Origin of the sequence: Sporosarcina sp. ACRSM, from assembly GCF_022346545.1 — a bacterium.
Classification (GTDB): domain Bacteria; phylum Bacillota; class Bacilli; order Bacillales_A; family Planococcaceae; genus Sporosarcina.
The window spans coordinates 363,117-384,029 of sequence record NZ_JAKRNU010000002.1; the positions used below are offsets into that span (position 1 = coordinate 363,117).

A 20,913-nucleotide genomic window follows, 5' to 3' on the forward strand; every position below is an offset into this window, starting at 1 on the left:
AACCGAATATTCGGAATATATAACAGAGCGCATTGCGTTCAGATTTTGAATTGCATATAACGCAATTCAAAATCTGTGACACCCGCAGGAGGCTTTATCTTTGTTCAGCAGGCGTTTGGACACCTTCTGAACAGGAAACCAAACTACGCTCATCCCGACACCTATGGAGGGGGGAATCTTCTGCCGAAGAAAGATAAATAACTTCTCCGTCCATCATCGTTAATTCCACTTGTATTGTAGGTATCTGATCTACTGAAATATCAAATAGATTGCAATCTAACACAATGATATCTGCGAGTTTCCCTCCTTCTAAGGTTCCAAGTTCATTCTCTCTGAAAGAACTATAGGCTGCCCCTTGTGTATAAGCCCTTAACGCGTCTGCTAATGTCACTTGCTCTTTTTTATTCCATTTAGATTCCCCTGTGAAGTCTACTCTCGTTACAGCATAATAAATTTCCTTAAACGGATTCAGCGTTGTAATCGGATAGTCCGTACCAAAAGCAATATGATCTACAGCGTCTTTTAAAGTTCTACAAAGATAAGTATAGGGAGCTTTTTCTTTGCCAACACGCAATGTATGACTTTCTTTTGGCATGAGTGCTAAATGCGAAGGTTGCACAGATGGAATGACACCTATTTCCTTAAATCTTGGAATATCCGTTGGGTGAATCACTTCGATATGCTCTAGCGCATGGCGGGAATCTCTTATTCCATTTATTTGTTGCGCTTCCTCGAAAAGGTCTAAACCAAGTCTTACCGCTCCATCCCCAATCGCATGAAAACGAATTTGAAATCCTTCCCTATCAGCGGTTAACACCCAATTTCTAATTGTTTCTTCGGGAAAAGCAGGGCCTCCTTTCGTTTCCGGACGATCTAAATAAGGATCGAGCATGTAAGCGGTATGCCCTGTCACTACGCCGTCAATAAATTGCTTAAGCCCTGTAAATCTTAATTTTTCTGATCTATACGTATCACGCGTCGCTTTAGCCTCTTCGATATTCCCACTTAAAGCAGGATAAAGATGAATCCTTGTTGTTAATTTTCCATTTTTATCATATTCGTGATACATGTTCAAATTTTTCAAGCGGTCGAAACTGCTCGCATATAAATCATTAACCGATGTCACACCTAATCTCGCGGCCTGTTTTAAAAATGCCTCGAAAAGTTCTCGTTGCTTTTCCTCAGGCAGCGCAAGTGCGATATCTGCTACTAGATTAGTAGCCGTTTCAATGAGAATCCCCGTTAATTCTCCTTCATCATCTTTCTCGATCACTCCATAATCCGGATTCGCCGTCTTCTTCGTTACACCGCTAACTTGCAATGCTTTGCTATTCACCCATGTGTAATGACCTTCTGCATGAAAGAGAATCACAGGCCGGTCATGAATGGCTTTATCTAATAGAAACCTTTTCGGAAATTCTTTTACAGCCCACTTTGTTTGATCCCAACCATAACCAAAAATCCACTTCTCTCCTTGCCTCTCATCAGCAAATCGCTTGACAAGGGTAACCACTTCTTCAGAAGAACGAGCGCCCGATAAATCAACACTTGCATGCGTAAAAAGACTACCGAGCATTAGATGAAGATGCGCATCATGAAATCCAGGCATAATCAATTGATTCCCAAAATGATACTCTTTCGTTTCTGAACCGATATATGATAGAATTTCCTCTTTTGCACCTACTGCTAGTATTTTGTTGCCTTTAATGGCAAGAGCAGCTGGTTTTGCTTCATTTTCTAAACCTGTAAACACTGCCTCGCTCGAAATTATTTTATCTGCTATCTCCATTATCAAGCGCTCCTTTTCGTCCAGTTTCATCGCTTATTCAAATTGTAATGCATTCAAAAAGAAAACGCTTTCACTCCTAAGTCCATTACAATTGTAGATGAACGGTTTAGCTTCATGCCTATTTATCCAAACTTCTATAATCGGCGATATAACAACATACACGAATTAAGGTGTACAGTCATTATTTTTCCATTCCATCAATGCGGCATATTCCAACGATTCTTCATCCCCGGGTAAATAATTTGCGATCACTTTATTCAACTCAAATCCGTTTTTCCTTTGAAATGTTAAAACGGGATCGTAGAGATTCCCTTTCATAACCTCTTGTGCGTATTCGGTTGCACTCATCTGCTACGCATATTTATAGAAGAATGGCATCCGACCTCCGATCAAAATACTATCCAAGTTCAATTCTTTACAAATCCTTCTACGCCCCTCATAGAGACGTCGGCCCAACTGCATTCCTCTAAACTTTTCATTGACACCGACTTCAATGCCATATAGATTGCGCCCATTCGAATTATGATTACGAATAAATCCTTGGTCACAGATTTCATAATAAGTATGCTTTTCTCCGTAATCGTCAAAATTCACAATTAAACTTAAAGCCGTTCCTACAATTTCCCCTTTATATTCCACACAAATTTGACCTTCCGGAAATATTTCTAACTGACTTTCAATATGTTCACGTTTCAATGACATATCGGGTCCAAAACACTTCATCGAAAGGGCTGCAGCAGCATCTAAATCTTCTTTTACAATATTGCGAACAACAATTTCCTGTTGATGATTTGTCGAGTGTGCTTGTATCATTCTAAATACTTCCTTTCTCTTGAGGAATAACTGAGTAGACTTATTCTCCATAAAACTGCTATTCTATTGGGAGGTCTTCGTTGAAGTAAATAAGTCTACTGCAGTCTATTTATGGTCAACAAAATGGTTCGTCTTTTTTCTGTTCATTTCATATTGATGGATACATATTTCTCATCCAAATAGTCTTCAAGGCCATATTTGCCGCCTTCTTTCCCCATACCACTTTCTTTCACACCACCAAAAGGAGCTTGTACGACTGCCGGAGCCGGGTCATTAATACCGACAATTCCATACTCTAATGCACGCATCATCCGTAATCCCCGGCTTAGATCTTTTGTATAGCAATAAGCGGCCAAGCCATATTCAGCATGATTGGCTCTTTCGACAACCTCATCTTCCGTTTTAAATGTGTAAATGGGAGCGACCGGTCCAAATGTCTCTTCTGTCGTAATTTGCATTTGATCGTTTGCATATTGAATAACAGTAGGTTCAAAGAAGTAACCGCTGTCATTTTCATGTGTGAAGACATTGCCGCCTGAGATGAGTTTCCCACCCTGTTCCACTGCATTCTCTACATGATTCTCCACTTTTTCGAGGGCTGCTTTATTAATTAAAGGACCGACATTCACACCATTTTCTAGGCCATTCCCTACGACCAACTTCGATACTTTTTCGGCTAATTTTGCTGAAAATTCTTCCGTCACTGCTTCCGCAACGTAAATTCGGTTTGTACTGATGCAGGTTTGACCTGCGTTGACAAATTTTGAAGTTAGGACGCCATCAACTGCTGCTTCAATATCAGCATCTTCAAATACGATATAAGGTGCATGGCCACCAAGTTCCATCGATATTTTCTTGACAGTATCCGCTGAATCACGAATCAGTTGCTTACCGACTCTTGTCGAACCTGTGAATGTAATTTTACGAACATCCGGATTGCTCGTCATCTCATTCCCGATTTCTTCAGCTGGCCCGATAACAAGATTGGCCACTCCCGCAGGCAATCCAGCTTCATGGAAGCATTCGAATACTTTAATTGCAGAAAGCGGCGTTACATCGGCCGGTTTCAAAACAACTGTACATCCGGCAGCGAGAGCAGGTGCGATTTTTCTTGTAATCATCGATAATGGGAAATTCCATGGAGTAATGGCTGCACATACTCCTACAGGCTCACGAAGCACCATTAAATGTTTATCCGGATCGGAGGCCGGAATCGTATCTCCATATATCCGCTTCGCTTCCTCTGCATACCACTCCAGAAAAGCGATGGCGCCCGCCACTTCACGAGTCGCATCCGGCAGCGGTTTACCATTTTCAAGTGTAATTGTTTCAGCTAATTCCTCAGACTTCTCTTTCATCAATTGAACCGTTTTGGACAAATAGTTGCTCCGCACGTTCCCGGTCGTCTTTCCCCATGATTTGAACGCCTCTTTGGCGCTTTCGATCGCTTCTTTTGTTTCGACTTTTCCACCTGTCGCAACAGTTCGTATCACTTTGCCAGTTGCCGGATTGATCACATCCAATTTGTTCTCTGTCTCACGCCATTCACCGTTTATATAAAGCACGGTTTAAAACCTCCTATCGGAATTTACTTGATTGATCAGTTCAGTGTTTCTTTAAAAGCGGTAATCGCATCGTCAATAATTTGAATCATTTTTTTGATTTCTTCTTTATTAATGATTAGTGGTGGAGCAATCGCAATAATTTGGTTATGTGCTCCAAGTGCTCTTAAAATCAATTGCCGATCAAAACACGCATCGACCACTGCATTTGCCGGGAAGACAGTCGGATCAAACAGTTTTCTGCTAGCCGGATCCTCATAAAGTTCAAATGCGGCCAACAAACCGATCGCTCTACAATTTGTAACGATGCTATGCTTTTCTTCCAAATACTTTAATCCTTTTTTCAATTCAAGTTCCATGTTTTGTACATTTCCAATGATTTCATCACGTTCTATGATTTCCAAGTTTTTCAATGCGATGGCACAGGCTGTCGGATGTCCGCTATACGTGAAACCATGGGGTACAACCGCGTCAAAGTTGGAAATGGTCTGTTTGATTTCATCATTCATCATCACGCCGCCAAGTTGACCATATCCACTTGTCAATCCCTTGGCAATCGACATCATATCAGGAACAACATCCCAGTTATTTACCCCAAACATTTTTCCGGTACGCCCAAAACCACAAATCACTTCGTCTGCAAGAAATAGAATATTAAACTCATCACATAGTTGACGAACAGCTTGCAAATAACCTTCTGGTGGGATGTTCACCCCGCCTGCTCCTTGAATAGGTTCGATCATAATGCCTGCAATCGAATCTGCCCCTTCCCGTTCAATCGTCGCTCTTATAGAAAGTTCATAATTCGGGGCGTTTTTATCGCCTTTTTCACTCTCCAATAGATAAGCTGTTGCACGAACAACCCCCTCAATATTGGATCCCGAGAATTGATGATATGCCGAAAGTCCCGTTGCTGTTTGGGCAGCTACCGTTACACCGTGATAGGCATTATTGAGTGCAATAAACTTTCTTTTAGTCGGCTTACCTTTTAGCTCCCAATAAAAGCGTGCAAGTTTAATCGCTGTATCATTTGATTCCGACCCGCCTGAAGTATAGAAAACACTATTTAAGTCTCCAGGCGCTAATGAGGCCAACTTTTCCGCCAGAAGAATTGCCGGTTCATTGGAAAATGCTTTAAATTGGGAGGTACAAGCCAGTGTCGACAATTGATGACTTCCTGCTTCAGCAAGCTCTTGATTTCCATGACCTAAGTTGACATTCCAAAGCATGGACATTCCATCGATGTACTCGATACCGTCCGTACTCGTAACCGTCACGCCCTCCCCTTCTGCAAAAATAACAGCCGGTCCGTTGTCAACAACAGCTTTCGGATTCGAAGCTGGGTGAAGAAAATGTTTTTTGTCCAGTTCAGCTAGTTTCGTAGTTTTAGACGATTGGTGCGTATTTTTAGTAGTCATTGAGAAAACCCCCATTATAATTTTTTAATTATCCAAACTGAAAAGAAAGAAAAAACAACTACTTTTTTCTTGATATTCTTAATTGTGTAAATAGTATATCTTTACCTTTATATAATGTAAAATATATAATATATATATTTACCATATATTTTGTGAATACAAGGAGTGGGGGATGTTCGAATGAATCTACATCGTCTACGTTGTTTTATTAAAGTCGTAGAGGAAGGAAGTATTACAAAAGCGGCCGCTGCGCTTCAGATGACACAACCGCCTTTAAGTATTTTAATAAGAAAATTTGAAGAGGAGTTAGAGGTTGATTTATTTAATCGTTCGGGGAAAAATCTAGAGTTAACGGCCAGCGGCAAGTTTTTATACGAACAGGGAAAGGAATTGCTTGACGTGTCGGATAATACAGCAAGGCAATTGGTCGAGTATCACGAAGGAATCAGAGGTACCGTAAAAATAGGCTGCATTACATCCGCAAATTTATTTATCATCCCTAATGTCATAAAGAGAATTCAAGAAGATACCCCTCATATTGTCACGCATGTAAAGGAAGGCAACTCTTCTTATATTCTTAACGAACTAAGGAGTCTTTCTATTGATATAGGAATCGTTCGGACATCGGTTAGAGCGGAAGATATCCATACATCAACATTACTCGATGAACCTTTGCTTTTGGCTCTTCCTCCGAATCATCATCTATGTGAAAAAGACTCTATTGAAATAGCAGATCTTCAAGACGAGCGCTTTCTTTTGCCCACTACTTCACAAGGACTTGGGATTGCAGATGATGTGATCGAGGCATGCCAAAATAGCGGTTTTACGCCTAATATCGTTTATCGGGGAACGGAAATATTACCGATGCTCTTGATGGTCATGAAAGGGGCAGGGATTTGTTTTGTTCCAAGTTGTTACAACCGTTTCAATTCCCCTGATTTACCTAAACTGTATCCTATCGCATCCCCGTTACTCCAAACAAAACTGAGTATCATTACACTTCGGAACCGTTATATGTCATCGGTCTCCAAACGATTTTTAGCGCTTACCGAAGAGATTGCTGAGGAGATGATGAGTATACTCAATGACTGATAATTCATGTTACGATGTCATCTACTTCCCGCCACCCCTATACTTAAAGAAAGAAATCACCAAACTATTGAAAATAGCTTGGTGATTTCTTTTCCGTAATAATCTAGCTATACGGCAAATATCGCGACATATCTGGATTAATTTTTACCTGACGAGACTAACAATATCCTTCCCTTTACTGTTATTTACTCTTGATAGGCTAAAACATAAAGTGATTCCATCAATGCTTGAACACCTGTTGCTAATTCTTCCGGGCTTGTATACTCTAAAGGATTATGACTAATCCCGTCACGGCTTGGGACAAAGATCATCGCTGTCGGCACAATCGGCGCGATAATTTGAGAATCATGACCGGCACCACTGTGCATCATTTTATAATTCAATCCTTTTTCTTTCGTTTGTTTCTCAATGGCTTCGACAATTTGTCGATCCATTGGAATCGGATCCTCGTCCATCCACATATCGATCGTCGTCTCTACACCGGAGGCAGTGGAAATACGATTGATAATCGCAGTGAGTTCATCAGTGAACTTTACAAGTATTTCTTTTTCTGTATGCCGTACATCCAGTGTAAATAAGGCATGTCCCGGAACAACGTTGACAATGTTCGGTTTGACTTCGATTTTTCCTACCGTCGCAACAAGTGGATCGCCATATTCAATTGCCTTGTCAATCACACCTTGAATCATTTGGCTTGCTGCATACACAGCATCCTTACGATATCCCATCGGCGTTGTGCCCGCATGGTTTGCTACTCCTGTCACCTCAATTGTAAAACGTCTTTGCCCGACAATGCTATGGACAACCCCAATGCTCTTCCCTTCGTTTTCCAACACATTCCCTTGTTCAATATGAATTTCAACGAAGCCTTTTACATCATTACGCATCGGCTTCGACTCATCCCTAAAATTAAATCCAGCTTTTCTCATCGCGTCGACGAAGGGAACGCCATCGAAATCCTCAATATTTTCAACGTCTTCCTTTTTTGCAATTCCAACAAGGTTTTTCGAGCCCCAAAAAGCATATGGAAAACGGCTTCCTTCTTCTTCAGCAAACGATACGACTTCAAGATTACGAAGAGGTTGTCCATATTCGGCTTGTAAATGCCGAAGTGCTAAAATCCCAGCTAAAATCCCGAATGCACCGTCTAATTTTCCGCCATTTTTAACAGTATCGACATGAGAGCCCGTTAAAATGGTTTCATCATTATACTTACTTCCTTCTAAACGTCCGAATAAGTTGCCGATTTCATCAAATCGAGTCGTCAATCCATCTTCTTGCATCTGTTTTTCTAACGCTTTTTGCGCCTCAACCCACTCGTTTGTATAGAGTAATCGCGTAACACCGCCTTCGGGATCTTTCCCGAATCCACCTAGCCAATCCACGAGGTGAGCAACCTCACTTGTTAAGTCTTTCATATTCATCTACCCTTTCGATTTCGATTCTAAATTACCACGGTTACTTTTTATTTTTCAAAATTCTTTATGTAACCTATATATCCTGAATGCTGTTCGATTCCCTAGACGCTATTTATACATCTTTCACTTTTACTTTTGGGCCTTCTTTAAAGAACATCATAATGACCAACCCTACAACAAGAACAATTACCGCTGAGTAAAATCCAGCAGTCATGCTACCTGTTTTATCGGCAAGATAGCCCACGAACCAAGGGGCGATAACCGATGAGATCATCCCGATAAAATTATAAAGACTGAAGGCAACTCCATATGCTGATTGGTGAACGTTTTCAGAAACAGATGCGATTAGAAGCGGGTCCAGGGCAATCTTACCAAATAGCCCATAAATCAATAATGCAGTGATCAACAGCGCTGTACTATGCACATAAACAGTTGCCCATAATGCGATCGCTGCAATGGGAATGAGCACAAATGCGAAAGGTTTCTTCCTACCTAAGCGATCGGATATATAACTTGCAACGAGCGCTCCCGGTATTGAAGCCAATGGAACCAAAGCTGCTATCAAACCGACTTGACTACCGTGAAAGCCTCTTTCGGTCTCCAAAAACTTTGGCAACCATGTGACAACTACCGTAAAGCCGTAAATGGAACAAAATAACACGAGAAAAGTAACCAGTAGATTACGGTTTTTAAGTAAAGATACGACTGACACTTTTTCTTCATGAACGGAAGTCTTCTCAAGTTGTTCCCTTTCTTTCACTGCATCGGGATTTTTTTCTTTAACTAGTGCGGCAATTAGAATTCCGACAAGAACTGTCAGTATGCCGAAGATATAAAAAGGAATGGTCCATTTCATTCCCATATCCAAAACTAATGTGCTTGATAAGATAAACCCGAAAGCAATCCCGATCCCTGATCCACTGTTAATGATTGCACTGCCAACCGTTCTATGCTTTTCTGGAATCGCTTCGGATGAAAGGGCGAATTGGGGACCGTAATAGGTTGCCGAGGATAGTCCGGCCATTGCACGTGCTACCAAAAAGCCAGTGAAACCGGCCATGAGACCGCTGACGCCCGTCAAAATCCCATATAAGATGAACCCGACGACAAGTAGTTTTTTCCTGCCGAATTTATCACTGAACGCTCCGGCTGGGATTTGTGCGATCGTGTACGTCAGGAAGAATATACTGTTGACGAGCCCCAGCTGAGAATTATTCAGATTATATTCCAAGCCGATGTTATCCAAAATCGGGTTCAAGAAATATTTATTCGCATTGATAAACATCCATCCTAATGTAAATGCAAAAACTACCTTCCACCAATATGGAATCATGAATTTATTTTGCCGTTGAAATTGAGGCTGTGCTTCCCTTGGCGCCATACTACCAATTCCCCTTCCCCTTTATAATAACTGCAGGAACGGACAATTTTTATTTTTTTATTCTTGTATTTGTCCATTTTCGAACACTGCTTTTCCGCCGACAATTGTCGTCTTCACGTTCCCTTTGAATGTCATACCGACATAAGGTGAATGTTGATGACGGTAGAACAGATCCTCCTTCTTTAATTCAAAACTTTCGTTCAAATCAACAAGCGTCAAATCCGCATCATAATCAGCTGCGATCGTTCCTTTTGTTGTCAGTCCGAATATCTTAGCAGGATTTGTTGCCGTTAGCTCAACAATTTTCTCCAACGGGAGATTTCGTTTGAAATGCCCTTCTGTCAAAAGAATATTTAACATGGATTGGGCTCCCGAAATTCCTCCCCATCCATCAAAAATATTGTCGCTAATCACTTTCATCGATGCCGGTGCCGGGGAGTGATCGGAGCCAATGGTGTCGATTTCTCCGTTCGCAACCGCCGTCCATAAATCATCCACTTCTTCTTGATCTCTTAATGGAGGCGCACATTTGGCGATGACGCCTTGCTCTTCTAAGTCTTTGACGGTCAAAGACAAATAATGCGGGCATGTTTCAACTGTTATATCGACGCCTCTTTGTTTCGCATCATTGATCACTTCCACGACTTTCCGGCTGCTTGCATGCACAATATGAAGTTTACAACCCGTCAGCTCTGCATAGGAAAGTATTCTTCGCACCGCTTCAATTTCCGAAATGACTGGTCGTGATTCAACGTAGTCTCTTGCCGTCACTTTACCTTGACCTATTCTTTCCTCTGCAAGCTGTTCACACATGACCGTACTTTCAGCATGAACGGCTAATAGAGATCCTAAAGATGCAATTTCTCTCATTCCCTTGTAAATCGTTTCATCATCGACATTATGGAAATCATCAATGCCACTCGGTGACATAAATGCCTTGAATCCGATGACACCATTTTCGTGAAGATCCTTTAAATCAGCTAAGTTTTCCGGTACAAGCCCGCCCCAGTAATACGGATTTACGACAGACTTTTCCTCGGCAGCTGAACGCTTCAGTTCTAAATTCGCTTTATTGATGGTAGGGGGTGTACTATTCAGCGGCATATCAAAAAATGATGTCGCTCCACCTGCCGCCAAGCTTCTGCTTCCTGTCTCCAAGCCTTCCCACTCTGTTCTGCCCGGCTCGTTAAAATGGACATGTGAGTCAATTACTCCTGGGAAAACATGAAGCCCTACTGCATCGATCTCTTTCTCTGCTGTCCCCTCCAAAGGTTTATCGACAGATACTTCCTTAATCTTTCCGTCCTTGATAGCAATATTTCCTTGAACAATTGAATCCGCTGTAACGATCGTTCCGTTTTTTATTATTAAATCGAAAGTAGTCATGTTTTATCCCTCCGTTAGATATTTTCCTAATTCTACAAACGTCCACTTTTTAAAAATCGGACGCGATGCCCAATAGGCTCTTGCTTTGCGCTAACTTTTTCATCCCTTTCTCAAATCATGACCAAACCCTCCCTGATAAAAATTCGATAAAAACTCGAAACCGAAATTTTCCTCAATATTGCCCGGCTATTTTTCTTCACTCGTGAACTGAGCATTTTTAATGTTCCGCATTTCCAGGACACTATAAAGAACAAACGCTGTAATAATCCCTACAAACCATGACATATCGTAAAGTGGTTCAAAGAATGGGACGAAATTACCAATTAGGCTTAGTACACCCGCGACGGCTGTTGTAATGAGGGCATTGACATTAAAACCATTCTTATAATTGTATTTTCCTTTCTTGGAATACAATTCACTCAAGTCAATTTCTGTTTTCGACACGACAAAATAATGAGCGAGCATAACACCTGCTACAGGAGCTAATATCCCACCAACGATACTTAGGAATGTGAAAATACTTGTCGAGTTCTCCATCAGTTTCCAAGGCATGACAAGAATTCCGATGACAGCAGCAATCATTGCACCCGATTTAAACGTTAGTTTCTTCGGAAAAAGTGATGCTAATTGGTAACCAGCAGGAACAATATTACCTGTCACGTTCACCGATAATGTGGTTAAACAAAGTGTAAGTACAGATATTCCGATTGCAAAAGCACTATCAAATCGAGCTACCACATCCAATACATTCCAAATGGGTGTCCCAAAGGCAATTTCAGAGCCTACAATAATCGCAATACTAGCGATGGCAAACAATAAATACGTCACAACCAAACCTACAGTTTGTCCGATAGCCTGAGCCTTCGTAGAACGGGCCAATCTTGTAAAATCAGATACGTTGACAATTGGGGCGGCCCAAGCAGCAATTACTGCGGTCATACCAGCTACAAAGAAAACGATTTGATTTTCGCTCGTTCCTGTACCTGTATAAGCTAAGATTGGACCAATCCCTCCAGCTAACCGAATGGCCCAAATCGCCATACCACCAAAAACAATGTAAACAAGTGGAGAAAGGATATTTGTAAATTTCCCCAGGAATTCCAATCCACCATAAATTAAAGCAACATTAAATAACCAAAATAATAAAAACGATATTAACGCGGGTAATGTTAATCCCAAAAGGTTCCAATCTCCACCTAACGTTAAAAACGTCGGCCAAAGCTTTCCGATGAGAATGATTAACGCTTGGCTTCCTGCATAGGTTTGAAACCCAAACCACATAATCGCTGCAATAACCCCTCGTAAAATCCCCGGAATCATTGCACCTTTCGTACCGTAAGAGGAGCGTATCAGCATCGCAAAAGGTAATCCATATTTAGATCCCGCATGACCATTCAGAACCATCACGATTGCTAATACAACGGAAGCTGCCATAATGACGGCGAAAACTTGTCCAACAGACATCCCTAAAGCAAACAATCCACCAATTGCAATATAGTTCGGGATATTATGCACTGACCCCATCCATACGGTTGCATAGTTTCCGACGTTCCAATTTCTAGCTTCCGGCTTCGTCGGCAATATATCTTCGTTAAAACCCTCTTTTTTTAGTTGTTCTCGATTGATTTGTTTCAATCGAAACCCTCCTTGATTATGTCGAATTAGCCTTTCGTTCAATCAATTGCGCCTTGGCGTAATTGCGTCCAGATCTTGAATTGGGCAAAGCTCAATTCACTCCCTTTACAATCTGTGATATTCGCCGGAGGCTTAACTTGAATCAGCGAGAGTTTGGACTCCCTCTAAATTGAAATGCATGCTGGCATTCATCCGCCACTTATGGGAATGGAGGACTTCTGTAGCTGACGCTTCGCTTTCAGTACAAAAAGATTTGCTGAATTAAGTTAAACCAAACCATCGAGCACTCGTATGTTAACCGATCCGCTTTTAATTATTCAAAGTCCTTTGAACCTTTACATTCAGCATGAAGATTTCTCCCATTTCTCCTTTTTTGGACTAATTTAGGGGACTGTTTTTCTTACTTCTCTATTTCCCCAAACGATAACTTGTTCAAACGATATTTCCATATCGGATAACTCAATGCACTTCTTTATTTGGACAAACACAAGGCTTCATTCTCCTTTCTCCATTTCAAATAATTAGGTTACTTTTAGTAACAAATAGACTTTACATAAAAATGGGATACCTTCGATTACCATCGGTCAATATAAATGCGGCGATTTTGTTAAAAATGCTATACATTCACCTATCACAACTACTGTTGTTCATGCTGGGTGTGCCAAATATTCTTCCATATCCTTTACCCCAATTTCTCCACACATAAGCCTTTCCAATCAAAACGCCTATTTCGCTGAATTTTAAGATCATGAATACTTTCAAAAGTGCTCCGTCATTCATTGTCTTTGCCATAAATTCATGTCATGAAACCAAAATAGATACTTGGATAAGACAACATGAAAGTTTAGATCGCTGAGAAAACATTCAAAGCATATTCAATAGACACATTTTTATGGTATGATAAATTTAAATATATAAATTTTTTTTTGGATGCTATCAGTATTATTGCTACTAAAAGTGAAAAGGTTACAAATGAAATGTATATACTCTAAAAAGGAATGGAGTGAAAAAATGGGAGAAGAAATGCAACGGCCGCCTTTATGTAATAAAGTGGAACATTCTTATCAATTAATCGGTAAGAAATGGATAGGCCTTATCATTCATTCGCTTCTCGAGGAACCAAAACGCTTTAGTGAGATTCACGCTTATATTCCAGATTTAAGTAAGCGTGTGCTCAATGAACGCATCAAAGAATTAGAGGAATCGGGCATCATTTTTCGAAATGTGATTGCAGATCGACCCGTGCGTATCGAATATTCCTTAACAAGGAAAGGAAATGAATTAGGGAAAGCTCTCAAAGCTGTGGAATCATGGGCTGAAAAATGGCTTTAAGTCATCAAGGGGCTCCCCCCTCCAGAACAATCCAGCAATCCAAAATTAATGCTTTCTATTAATCTTGGATTGCTGGATTGTTCAAATTCATTTCACACATTGAACAATCAGCTTATCTATAAAAGGAGGAATAACAATGGCAAGAAAGGCTTATAACATAAAGGGTGCAACGGCATCAGGTCCCTATTCACACGCGGTAGACGCAGGTGATTTAGTTTATCTATCAGGTCAGACTGCAATGAATTCCGTTTCGGAGAATAATATGGCAGGTGACATCGGGTTCCAGACAAAACAGTGCTTCACTCATTTGTTCGAGGCGCTAGAAGCAGCTAACCTGACACCGGATGATGTCGTAAAAGTAAATGTATACCTAACGGATATGAATAATTTTTCCGCAATGAACGAAGTATACGCAACGCAGTTTTCGGAACCATTCCCTGCAAGAACATGTGTTGCCGTTTTAGCTTTACCACTTGGAGCAGACGTTGAAATCGAAATGATTGCCAAAAGATCGAACTAAAGTGAAACTTAATTTTTGAGGACGCCTTTTTCTTTTTAAAAACAGCAGTAGCACAAACCGTGTTCTCGATTTGTGCTACTGCTGTTTGTCTGTTTAATGAATAGAACGCGTCCATCAAAAATTTGTTATCATCGTTCCTGCAAACGAAGAGTATCCTTTAGTTCCTGAATCGTCTTCGTTCCAATACCGAACATCGCCATCCGAAGTTCCATTTCTCGGATTTGCATCATCTCTAGGACAGCTTCAGGGCTTTGGGTTGCTTCTTTCAGGATGGCTCGTCCAAATCCTACAAAATCTGCTCCCAACGCAATCGTTTTGGCACCATCCAGTCCTGTCTGCATTCCGCCGCTAGCAATAAGCGGACGATTCCCAATCTTTCCGCGAACCAACCTAATGGATTCTGTCGTCGGAATGCCCCAATCGCTGAATGCTTCGGCGGCAACACGACGGATCCGGTCTTTCGCTCGGAACTTTTCCACCTGACTCCAGGAAGTGCCTCCCGCTCCGGCTACATCGATGAACGCCACGCCAGCCTCAACTAACTTTTCAGCGATGTGACCATCGATTCCCCATCCCACTTCCTTCACACCAACTGGAATCTCTAGTGTACGGCACAGCTGTTCAATCTTTTTCAATAGACCTTTAAAATTTGTATCTCCATTTTCCTGAATGACTTCTTGAATGCTGTTCAAATGGAGGACAAGCATATCCGCTTCAGTTTTCTCTACAATTTCCCTACATTCGTCGCCACCGTATCCATAATTGAGCTGTACTGCGCCCAAGTTGGCAATGATCGGGACGCTTGGGGCATACTGCCTCATCAAAAATGAGGAGGCATGGCCATCATTATCGAGCAACGCCCGGGTTGAACCGAGTGCAAGTGCCCAGCCCCTTTCTTCCGCCGCTACTGCCAGATTCCGGTTAATTGTCTCGGCAAGGGCTGTCCCGCCTGTCATGGAACTGATGAGAAACGGTGCTTTGCATGTAAAGTCGAGAAACGTGGTTTCAATCGAAATTTCGTCAAATGCGATTTCTGGAAGTGCATTATGGAGAAACACATACGACTCCAACCCTGTGGAAATCGACTCACCTGTAACCTTTTCGTTCAACGAAATTTGAATATGTTCCGACTTTCTTTGCTCGATTGAATTGGTCAATGCCAACACCTGCCCTTACCCTCAATATTCTTATAGCTTTCTGTTGCAGATGACTGTTTAACAATGTTCAAACTCTTTATCCCCACAACATATCGATCGTTTTATTTGACTTGAACTTCCTCCACTGTTTGTTCGACTTCTGCACGTGTCATTTTTTCGCGTCCTTCTTTCATCGCGGCTAATGTTTTATGCGCAAGAGCGAGCGGCAGACGACAGAACAATATAATGTTTTTCTTACTGAGAGACTTCATATATTCATCCGCTTTTGACAAGTTTTCCTCTGCATATTCGAATAGGTCTGCACGATTCCATCCATCAGGGACAAAGCTTACCCCGCGCTCATCCAAGTCTTCCTGCTGATTACGCAGAATGTTTACGGCCTGAAGTCCACGTCCATAACCGATGGCCAGTTCCCGATCGGTTTTCGCTTCTCCATAATGCTCCCAAAGGTCCGAAAGCATAACCCCAACGAGCCCAGCAACGTAGTATGTATAATCATCCAAGTCTTCACGCGTATGGATTTCCCAATTTGCTTTTGACCACTTCGCCATCCCACTTGCCATTTCACGTGCAGCATTCGTCACGATCGGCAGCACATCTTCTGGACAAGCTTGTAACCATTCTGCTAAGCGAATTGTAACTGCTGGCAATTGTTCTTTAGTTTGCCCCAGAATTTTTAAATACGTTTCGTTATCGAAAGGTTTGTTAAATAATTCGCTTACTTGCATTAAAATTGTATATTTTACGTTATTATCCAATCCCTCATGATCTTCAATCTCATCGATTGCCCGAAACACTAAATAAGCGGATGCAACCGAATACTTTAATTCCTTCTGCAAAAAAGTGATCGGAATATAAAACGTACGACTCGTCTCTTTTAACATACGCATTGCGTCTTTCGGAAAATTACTCATTCTAAATACGTACCTCCCAATCTAAATCTGGCTATACTCATCGTAACTCAATTTTTTAAATAGTGACACTAAAAACAAAAAATATTGGGTAAACAAACGAGCATTTGATGACAAGCAATTCCGCTTTCCCTTGATCTAAGTTTTGGCTACTTAGCCATTTAACAAAGTTTCAAAACAAAAACGTCTGAAACCTCGAGTTGAAAGGGTTCCAGACGTTTCCAAACCAATTCTCACCAAATCGTTATCTGTACCAAGCGTTCATGTTTAAATAAGGGTTTTGTCGAAGCTCCAAAAGCTGTTTGTGTACTTATAGTATACCATAATTTATGATGTAAGCGTATTTAAGTATACGGTTCCACCTAGCCGAAACTAAAGACATCTTATCTACACTTTGATGAATATCATTTAATTAATACGTAATTCGGTTCCGATACATCCTTTGATCAATTAACAATCCTTTAGAAACGCACAATAAAAAGGAACACCCGGGTGGATGTTCCTCTAATTATCTCTTAACATATGCAGTTATTTATTCGTTATATAATCCATGCCTTGCGGCGTTATTGCTAGAACTAAATTATCCGACCCTTGCCCACTATCCTCGGCATAGCCTTTTTCAAGAAGATATTCAATAGCTACTTTGCTATTTGCATCGGCATTCAGCATTGCTTTGGGTAAAGTGTAACTTCCTCCGTTATTTGCAAAGTGATAGTCGTAAAGGCTTTGTAACAGCATAACCGATATTTTATTTACTTCTTCATTCATCATTAGTAATCCCCCCCTCCTTCTTTTTTTTATTCTACAAAAGTGAAGAGAATCCTACAATTACTTCGCCTCAACCTTCTCCTGCTACTTATCAATTTCTTCAACCTAAAAGTAAAAAGAACGCCCAAGTGGACGTTCTGAACTGCAATATTGTTAAACAATCTTCTGAGTCACAAAATCCAATATTGTCATGTGCCTACATCATTCTCCCCGCCGTCTTGCAACAATGGATCCTGCACTTCCCTGTCATTATTATCCCCGTCATCGCCTTTTCCACAAGCGCCTAATAGTAATAATACCGCCAATGGCAAAGCTAAATATTTTCCTTTCATTTGAGAAACCCCCAATGGATGATATTGCTAACAGTATTATTATCTCTTAAGCACAGGAATTTATTCATCGTTATTATTTTCTTCAGCGTGGAAATAACTCAGAAACAGTTCGGATTTATGGGAACAAAACCTCTAGAACCAATACATTTGAATGAGCTAAAATGAGAAAATTATTAGCTTACCTGAATCGCATTCATTCCCTCTAGCAAAATTTTAGCGTCTGTATTCAAGTAATATTTAATATCTTCCCTCATTAGTAAATTTGGGTTATTTTCGACTGATCGCTTCAAACTTCTGATGTCGAATCTAGTAGCATATGTATTAATTATGTTAATTGCATGCAGATCCTGACGACCTAAAGGTTCAGCCTCTCCTCCCGAATTACTTAAGAGAAAATCTAACAGCTCTCTCGCATTTCTTCGAAGTTTATGCCTGTTAGCTGATAATTCCTCTATATTCCCCTCGATATATTTTCTAGCCGAAACTAAGTCCATTTTATCTATACTTTGTTGAATCTTATTCAATAACTCTTGAAACTCCATTTAAATATCTCCTTAGACCTATTAATCACACTATACTAGTATACGATAAAAAGAACTATATTCAATAGGCAATAAGGATTTTAGAACTAAATAAAAAAGAACATCCGGATGGACGTTCCTCTAATAATTTCTAAACGTATGTAATTATTTATCCTTTATATAATCCATGCTTTGCGATATGATTGCTAAAAATAGATTACCTGACCCTTGCCTACTTTCCATGGCATTGCCTTTGTCAATAAGATATTTGTCGGCATTGAGCTTAGTATAGCTACCCCGTTATCAGAGGCAGCTATTTTCACCAGAATACTCTCTTAAATGCTCTATAGCTAACGTCACGGCATTTTCTTCTGTCTCTATCAACGATAATCCTTTTTTTATAGGATTCCAATATTCGTATCCGCAGTTTGACGTCCACCTATAAACTACTGTTGTAAAAAGACCATCTTTGCGTTTGATAATTTGTACTTTATATTGATGACTCGGAGACCATATTTCTCTTATTACTTGTTCCATTGATTCACCAACTTTTCTAGTAATAACAGGTGGTGCATGTCATCTTGTGTAGAGACATAAAAAAACTACTCCATATCGATTACACTTTGGCGAACTTAGATTGCCTGCTATTTATTATTTTTTGTCGGTAATAAATGTTTTCATTATGCTTATTAGGATTAATAAGTAAATGTAATATTCTTTTCTGCAAGTGTTTTTTCAAGCCTTTTCAACTTCTCAATCGATTGTTCTGCTGTCCGCTTCCCAATCTCGATGACCAATGCATCTATCAATGCCATAATCGGTATGACTGAAAATTGTTCTTTACTAACTTCCACTTTTAACGTTACTGATGCATATGAAATAATTGGACATGAAATATGGTCGGTTATCAATAGGATGCGATTGCCTAATTCATGGGCCAACTTAACAGCTTCGATAATGCTAACAGTGTAGGGTTCAAATGCAAAAACCACTAACGTCTCATCCTTTTCTAATTGCAAAATCCTGTCATACATCACTTCCGTGTCATGGCTTAGTTGCCTGATCTTAGGGTAGAATTCTCCAAGCAACTGTTCAAAATATAATGCTGTCGCTTTATATGGTCGTGTTCCTAAAACATTGATATAACTTGATTCTAAAAGGCAATCAATTGCACTATCAAAACTTTCCACTAAATTTGTGTCTAGTGATTTGTTTAATAGGTTAACCGATTCTTTCCAAACCTGCACTAAAGTTGGAACCTTTCCTTCTTCATTTCGTATTTCTGTAAAAGACTTCTTCAATGCCCATTTCGAGACGGATGGAACCGATTCATCATAAAGATCTTTTCGTAAGTTATTAAAATTTTCATATCCTAAAGCATCCAGCGTTCGCATGACAGTTGAAATGCCAACTTTGGCATTGTCAGCAAGTTCTTTAACGGTGATCAAGCCGATCGACTGATAATTTTTCAAGATATAGTCGCATAACTGTCTTTGTTTTTTGGGTAAAGAATCTTTGATCGTAACGATTTTATGAATGGTTGTTGTTTCATTAGATAAACTCATTTAAATCCCCTTCTCACCTTCAAGATATAGATGATCCCACAAAAATCAATTACGCCTCGGCGTAATTGCGTCCAGATTTTGAATTGCGAATCGAACAGCGAAGGGTTCGATTTGCCTTAATTTCTGCGTTTTTTGCAGAAATTAAGGCACTTAGATAAGCGCAATTAACTCCCTTCAAAATCTGTGACATCCGCCGGAGGCTTTAACTTGATTCAGCCGGAGTTGAAACCCCCACTGAATTGAATGCATATTTAGCATTCATCCCGCCATTTATAAAATTGGGGGACTTCTGCTGAAGCAAGTTAATCTACCTAAGGTCCATTATATCTTATATTTAAGAACATTGCGGATTCAAAATCAATGTTCCTACATGGTGAATGTTCATATGAAAAGGTTAATCCGTTCATCTAATCAGCTTATTTTTAGACCCTCCTCCTGCGACAAGAATTGCGGAATACAAAACTAATGCGATTCCCAATACCTGCCACGCCAGCAAATGTTCCCCCAAAAAAAGTACGCCAGTGACTACTGCAACGATAGGTTCTATCGTTGCTAGAATGGAAGCCTTACTAGCTTCTAAATATTTTAGTCCAGAAGTGTATAACACAAAAGCCGCAACCGTTGAAACTAACGCTAACAATACTGCTGATATCCAAACGTCAACATATTGAAATTGATCAGTCTTTCTGGCAATGTCACTTGTTAATAACATGAAAACACTCGTATAAAGAAATGTGTACGTAGTAATTGTCAAAGCAGAATACCGTTTCGTTACAGGTTTACTAAAAATACTGTACAACGCATAACAAAATCCAGATAAAATCCCTATTAATAAAGTTTTCATAGGTATACTTTCTTGGCCGAGTGGCAGTAGACCAACAACAAATGCACAGCCTGCAATCGCAAGAGCAAGTGCCCAACCTTTACGAATAGTCAACGGTTCTTTAAAAAAGAGCCTCGATAGCAGGGTTACAAACAAAGGACCTGTATATAAAAGCGTTACTGCGAGGGATATACTCGATTGAGAAAAAACTTCAAAGTAAAAAAAATTAAAGAAAGCGATACTAAAAATCCCCGCACCCGCGAAGAAAATATGATCTTTTAATCTGGTACGCAACTGAGCACGATAAAATATAGCCATTATTATAATTAAGATTGCAAAGGTGAAAATGGCCCGAACGGCGACCACGTCCCAAGCCGTGAAACCCCGATCATATAGTGGCACAATAAATAAACCAATTAGCCCCCAACATGCCGCACCAGCAATTGTCATGATATAAACTTTCAAACTCGACAGTTTTTCCATATCATTC

The 20,913-nt window shown here is 40.3% G+C and carries 20 protein-coding genes; 3 read left to right on the plus strand and 17 right to left on the minus strand.

Annotated elements, in window-relative coordinates:
* Window positions 1–94 precede the first annotated feature (94 nt).
* From MHZ95_RS05555 to MHZ95_RS05575, 5 genes are all read right to left on the minus strand, one after another.
* Window positions 95–1,789: an amidohydrolase gene (locus tag MHZ95_RS05555; protein ID WP_239389532.1), complete on the minus strand. Its 1,695-nt coding sequence runs from the start codon at window positions 1,787–1,789 to the stop codon at window positions 95–97.
* A gap of 165 nt (window positions 1,790–1,954) precedes the next feature.
* On the minus strand, window positions 1,955–2,137 hold the full coding sequence (locus tag MHZ95_RS05560) for a hypothetical protein (protein WP_239389533.1): 183 nt from the start codon (window positions 2,135–2,137) through the stop codon (window positions 1,955–1,957).
* 3 nt (window positions 2,138–2,140) lie between these two features.
* Window positions 2,141–2,602: a GNAT family N-acetyltransferase gene (locus tag MHZ95_RS05565; RefSeq protein WP_239389534.1), complete on the minus strand. Its 462-nt coding sequence runs from the start codon at window positions 2,600–2,602 to the stop codon at window positions 2,141–2,143.
* Window positions 2,603–2,745: 143 nt separating this feature from the next.
* The gene (locus MHZ95_RS05570) at window positions 2,746–4,167 is read right to left on the minus strand and encodes an NAD-dependent succinate-semialdehyde dehydrogenase (RefSeq protein WP_239389535.1); all 1,422 of its coding nucleotides are present in this window, start codon (window positions 4,165–4,167) and stop codon (window positions 2,746–2,748) included.
* 35 nt (window positions 4,168–4,202) lie between these two features.
* Entirely contained in the window at window positions 4,203–5,582 is a 1,380-nt protein-coding gene (locus MHZ95_RS05575) for an aminotransferase family protein (RefSeq protein WP_239389536.1), read from the minus strand.
* A 180-nt stretch (window positions 5,583–5,762) separates the two neighbouring features.
* Between MHZ95_RS05575 and MHZ95_RS05580 the strand changes: the two genes are divergently transcribed.
* Window positions 5,763–6,674 carry a LysR family transcriptional regulator gene (locus MHZ95_RS05580; protein WP_239389537.1) on the plus strand — a complete coding sequence of 304 codons (912 nt, stop codon included), beginning with the start codon at window positions 5,763–5,765 and terminating at the stop codon, window positions 6,672–6,674.
* A 185-nt stretch (window positions 6,675–6,859) separates the two neighbouring features.
* Here the strand turns inward: MHZ95_RS05580 and allC are convergent, their stop codons facing one another.
* The 4 genes from allC to allW all read right to left on the minus strand — a co-directional run bounded on the left by allC (window position 6,860) and on the right by allW (window position 12,494).
* Window positions 6,860–8,092, minus strand: coding sequence for an allantoate deiminase (gene allC, locus MHZ95_RS05585; protein ID WP_239389538.1), 1,233 nt, complete (start codon window positions 8,090–8,092; stop codon window positions 6,860–6,862).
* A gap of 112 nt (window positions 8,093–8,204) precedes the next feature.
* Complete coding sequence (locus MHZ95_RS05590; protein ID WP_239389539.1) at window positions 8,205–9,473, minus strand: MFS transporter; 1,269 nt, start codon at window positions 9,471–9,473, stop codon at window positions 8,205–8,207.
* 57 nt (window positions 9,474–9,530) lie between these two features.
* Window positions 9,531–10,859: an allantoinase gene (locus tag MHZ95_RS05595; RefSeq protein WP_239389540.1), complete on the minus strand. Its 1,329-nt coding sequence runs from the start codon at window positions 10,857–10,859 to the stop codon at window positions 9,531–9,533.
* A 186-nt stretch (window positions 10,860–11,045) separates the two neighbouring features.
* Window positions 11,046–12,494, minus strand: a complete 1,449-nt coding sequence (allW, locus tag MHZ95_RS05600) for an allantoin permease (protein WP_239389541.1) — start codon at window positions 12,492–12,494, stop codon at window positions 11,046–11,048.
* A 1,011-nt stretch (window positions 12,495–13,505) separates the two neighbouring features.
* On the opposite strand from allW, the gene MHZ95_RS05605 reads away from it, so the two are divergent.
* Together MHZ95_RS05605 and MHZ95_RS05610 are read left to right on the plus strand one after the other, a co-directional pair.
* Window positions 13,506–13,826, plus strand: coding sequence for a winged helix-turn-helix transcriptional regulator (locus MHZ95_RS05605; RefSeq protein ID WP_239389542.1), 321 nt, complete (start codon window positions 13,506–13,508; stop codon window positions 13,824–13,826).
* A gap of 136 nt (window positions 13,827–13,962) precedes the next feature.
* The gene (locus MHZ95_RS05610) at window positions 13,963–14,346 is read left to right on the plus strand and encodes a RidA family protein (protein WP_239389543.1); all 384 of its coding nucleotides are present in this window, start codon (window positions 13,963–13,965) and stop codon (window positions 14,344–14,346) included.
* Window positions 14,347–14,474: 128 nt separating this feature from the next.
* On the opposite strand, the gene fni is transcribed toward MHZ95_RS05610, so the two are convergent.
* The 8 genes from fni to MHZ95_RS05650 form a co-directional block, all read right to left on the minus strand.
* Window positions 14,475–15,503 carry a type 2 isopentenyl-diphosphate Delta-isomerase gene (fni, locus tag MHZ95_RS05615; protein WP_239389544.1) on the minus strand — a complete coding sequence of 343 codons (1,029 nt, stop codon included), beginning with the start codon at window positions 15,501–15,503 and terminating at the stop codon, window positions 14,475–14,477.
* A 101-nt stretch (window positions 15,504–15,604) separates the two neighbouring features.
* Complete coding sequence (locus tag MHZ95_RS05620) at window positions 15,605–16,417, minus strand: squalene/phytoene synthase family protein (RefSeq protein ID WP_239389545.1); 813 nt, start codon at window positions 16,415–16,417, stop codon at window positions 15,605–15,607.
* Window positions 16,418–16,942: 525 nt separating this feature from the next.
* Entirely contained in the window at window positions 16,943–17,185 is a 243-nt protein-coding gene (locus MHZ95_RS05625) for a hypothetical protein (protein ID WP_239389546.1), read from the minus strand.
* A gap of 185 nt (window positions 17,186–17,370) precedes the next feature.
* Window positions 17,371–17,514 carry a hypothetical protein gene (locus MHZ95_RS05630; protein ID WP_239389547.1) on the minus strand — a complete coding sequence of 48 codons (144 nt, stop codon included), beginning with the start codon at window positions 17,512–17,514 and terminating at the stop codon, window positions 17,371–17,373.
* Between the two features lie 173 nt (window positions 17,515–17,687).
* Window positions 17,688–18,056 (minus strand): hypothetical protein, encoded by a 369-nt coding sequence (locus tag MHZ95_RS05635; protein ID WP_239389548.1) that lies wholly within the window; start codon window positions 18,054–18,056, stop codon window positions 17,688–17,690.
* A 282-nt stretch (window positions 18,057–18,338) separates the two neighbouring features.
* The gene (locus MHZ95_RS05640) at window positions 18,339–18,572 is read right to left on the minus strand and encodes a hypothetical protein (protein WP_239389549.1); all 234 of its coding nucleotides are present in this window, start codon (window positions 18,570–18,572) and stop codon (window positions 18,339–18,341) included.
* Between the two features lie 158 nt (window positions 18,573–18,730).
* Window positions 18,731–19,600, minus strand: a complete 870-nt coding sequence (locus tag MHZ95_RS05645; protein ID WP_239389550.1) for a MurR/RpiR family transcriptional regulator — start codon at window positions 19,598–19,600, stop codon at window positions 18,731–18,733.
* A 403-nt stretch (window positions 19,601–20,003) separates the two neighbouring features.
* Window positions 20,004–20,906, minus strand: coding sequence for a DMT family transporter (locus tag MHZ95_RS05650; RefSeq protein WP_239389551.1), 903 nt, complete (start codon window positions 20,904–20,906; stop codon window positions 20,004–20,006).
* Window positions 20,907–20,913: the final 7 nt, after the last annotated feature.

Excerpts from the sequence above, each read along its gene's own strand:
- MHZ95_RS05555 (WP_239389532.1), bottom strand. The coding sequence starts at position 1,789 with ATGGAGATAGCAGATAAAATAATTTCGAGCGAGGCAGTGTTTACAGGT.
- MHZ95_RS05560 (WP_239389533.1), bottom strand. The coding sequence starts at position 2,137 with ATGAGTGCAACCGAATACGCACAAGAGGTTATGAAAGGGAATCTCTAC.
- MHZ95_RS05565 (WP_239389534.1), bottom strand. The coding sequence starts at position 2,602 with ATGATACAAGCACACTCGACAAATCATCAACAGGAAATTGTTGTTCGC.
- MHZ95_RS05575 (WP_239389536.1), bottom strand. The coding sequence starts at position 5,582 with ATGACTACTAAAAATACGCACCAATCGTCTAAAACTACGAAACTAGCT.
- MHZ95_RS05580 (WP_239389537.1), top strand. The coding sequence starts at position 5,763 with ATGAATCTACATCGTCTACGTTGTTTTATTAAAGTCGTAGAGGAAGGA.
- allC (WP_239389538.1), bottom strand. The coding sequence starts at position 8,092 with ATGAAAGACTTAACAAGTGAGGTTGCTCACCTCGTGGATTGGCTAGGT.
- MHZ95_RS05590 (WP_239389539.1), bottom strand. The coding sequence starts at position 9,473 with ATGGCGCCAAGGGAAGCACAGCCTCAATTTCAACGGCAAAATAAATTC.
- MHZ95_RS05595 (WP_239389540.1), bottom strand. The coding sequence starts at position 10,859 with ATGACTACTTTCGATTTAATAATAAAAAACGGAACGATCGTTACAGCG.
- MHZ95_RS05605 (WP_239389542.1), top strand. The coding sequence starts at position 13,506 with ATGGGAGAAGAAATGCAACGGCCGCCTTTATGTAATAAAGTGGAACAT.
- MHZ95_RS05610 (WP_239389543.1), top strand. The coding sequence starts at position 13,963 with ATGGCAAGAAAGGCTTATAACATAAAGGGTGCAACGGCATCAGGTCCC.
- MHZ95_RS05620 (WP_239389545.1), bottom strand. The coding sequence starts at position 16,417 with ATGAGTAATTTTCCGAAAGACGCAATGCGTATGTTAAAAGAGACGAGT.
- MHZ95_RS05625 (WP_239389546.1), bottom strand. The coding sequence starts at position 17,185 with ATGATGAATGAAGAAGTAAATAAAATATCGGTTATGCTGTTACAAAGC.
- MHZ95_RS05630 (WP_239389547.1), bottom strand. The coding sequence starts at position 17,514 with ATGAAAGGAAAATATTTAGCTTTGCCATTGGCGGTATTATTACTATTA.
- MHZ95_RS05635 (WP_239389548.1), bottom strand. The coding sequence starts at position 18,056 with ATGGAGTTTCAAGAGTTATTGAATAAGATTCAACAAAGTATAGATAAA.
- MHZ95_RS05640 (WP_239389549.1), bottom strand. The coding sequence starts at position 18,572 with ATGGAACAAGTAATAAGAGAAATATGGTCTCCGAGTCATCAATATAAA.
- MHZ95_RS05645 (WP_239389550.1), bottom strand. The coding sequence starts at position 19,600 with ATGAGTTTATCTAATGAAACAACAACCATTCATAAAATCGTTACGATC.
- MHZ95_RS05650 (WP_239389551.1), bottom strand. The coding sequence starts at position 20,906 with ATGGAAAAACTGTCGAGTTTGAAAGTTTATATCATGACAATTGCTGGT.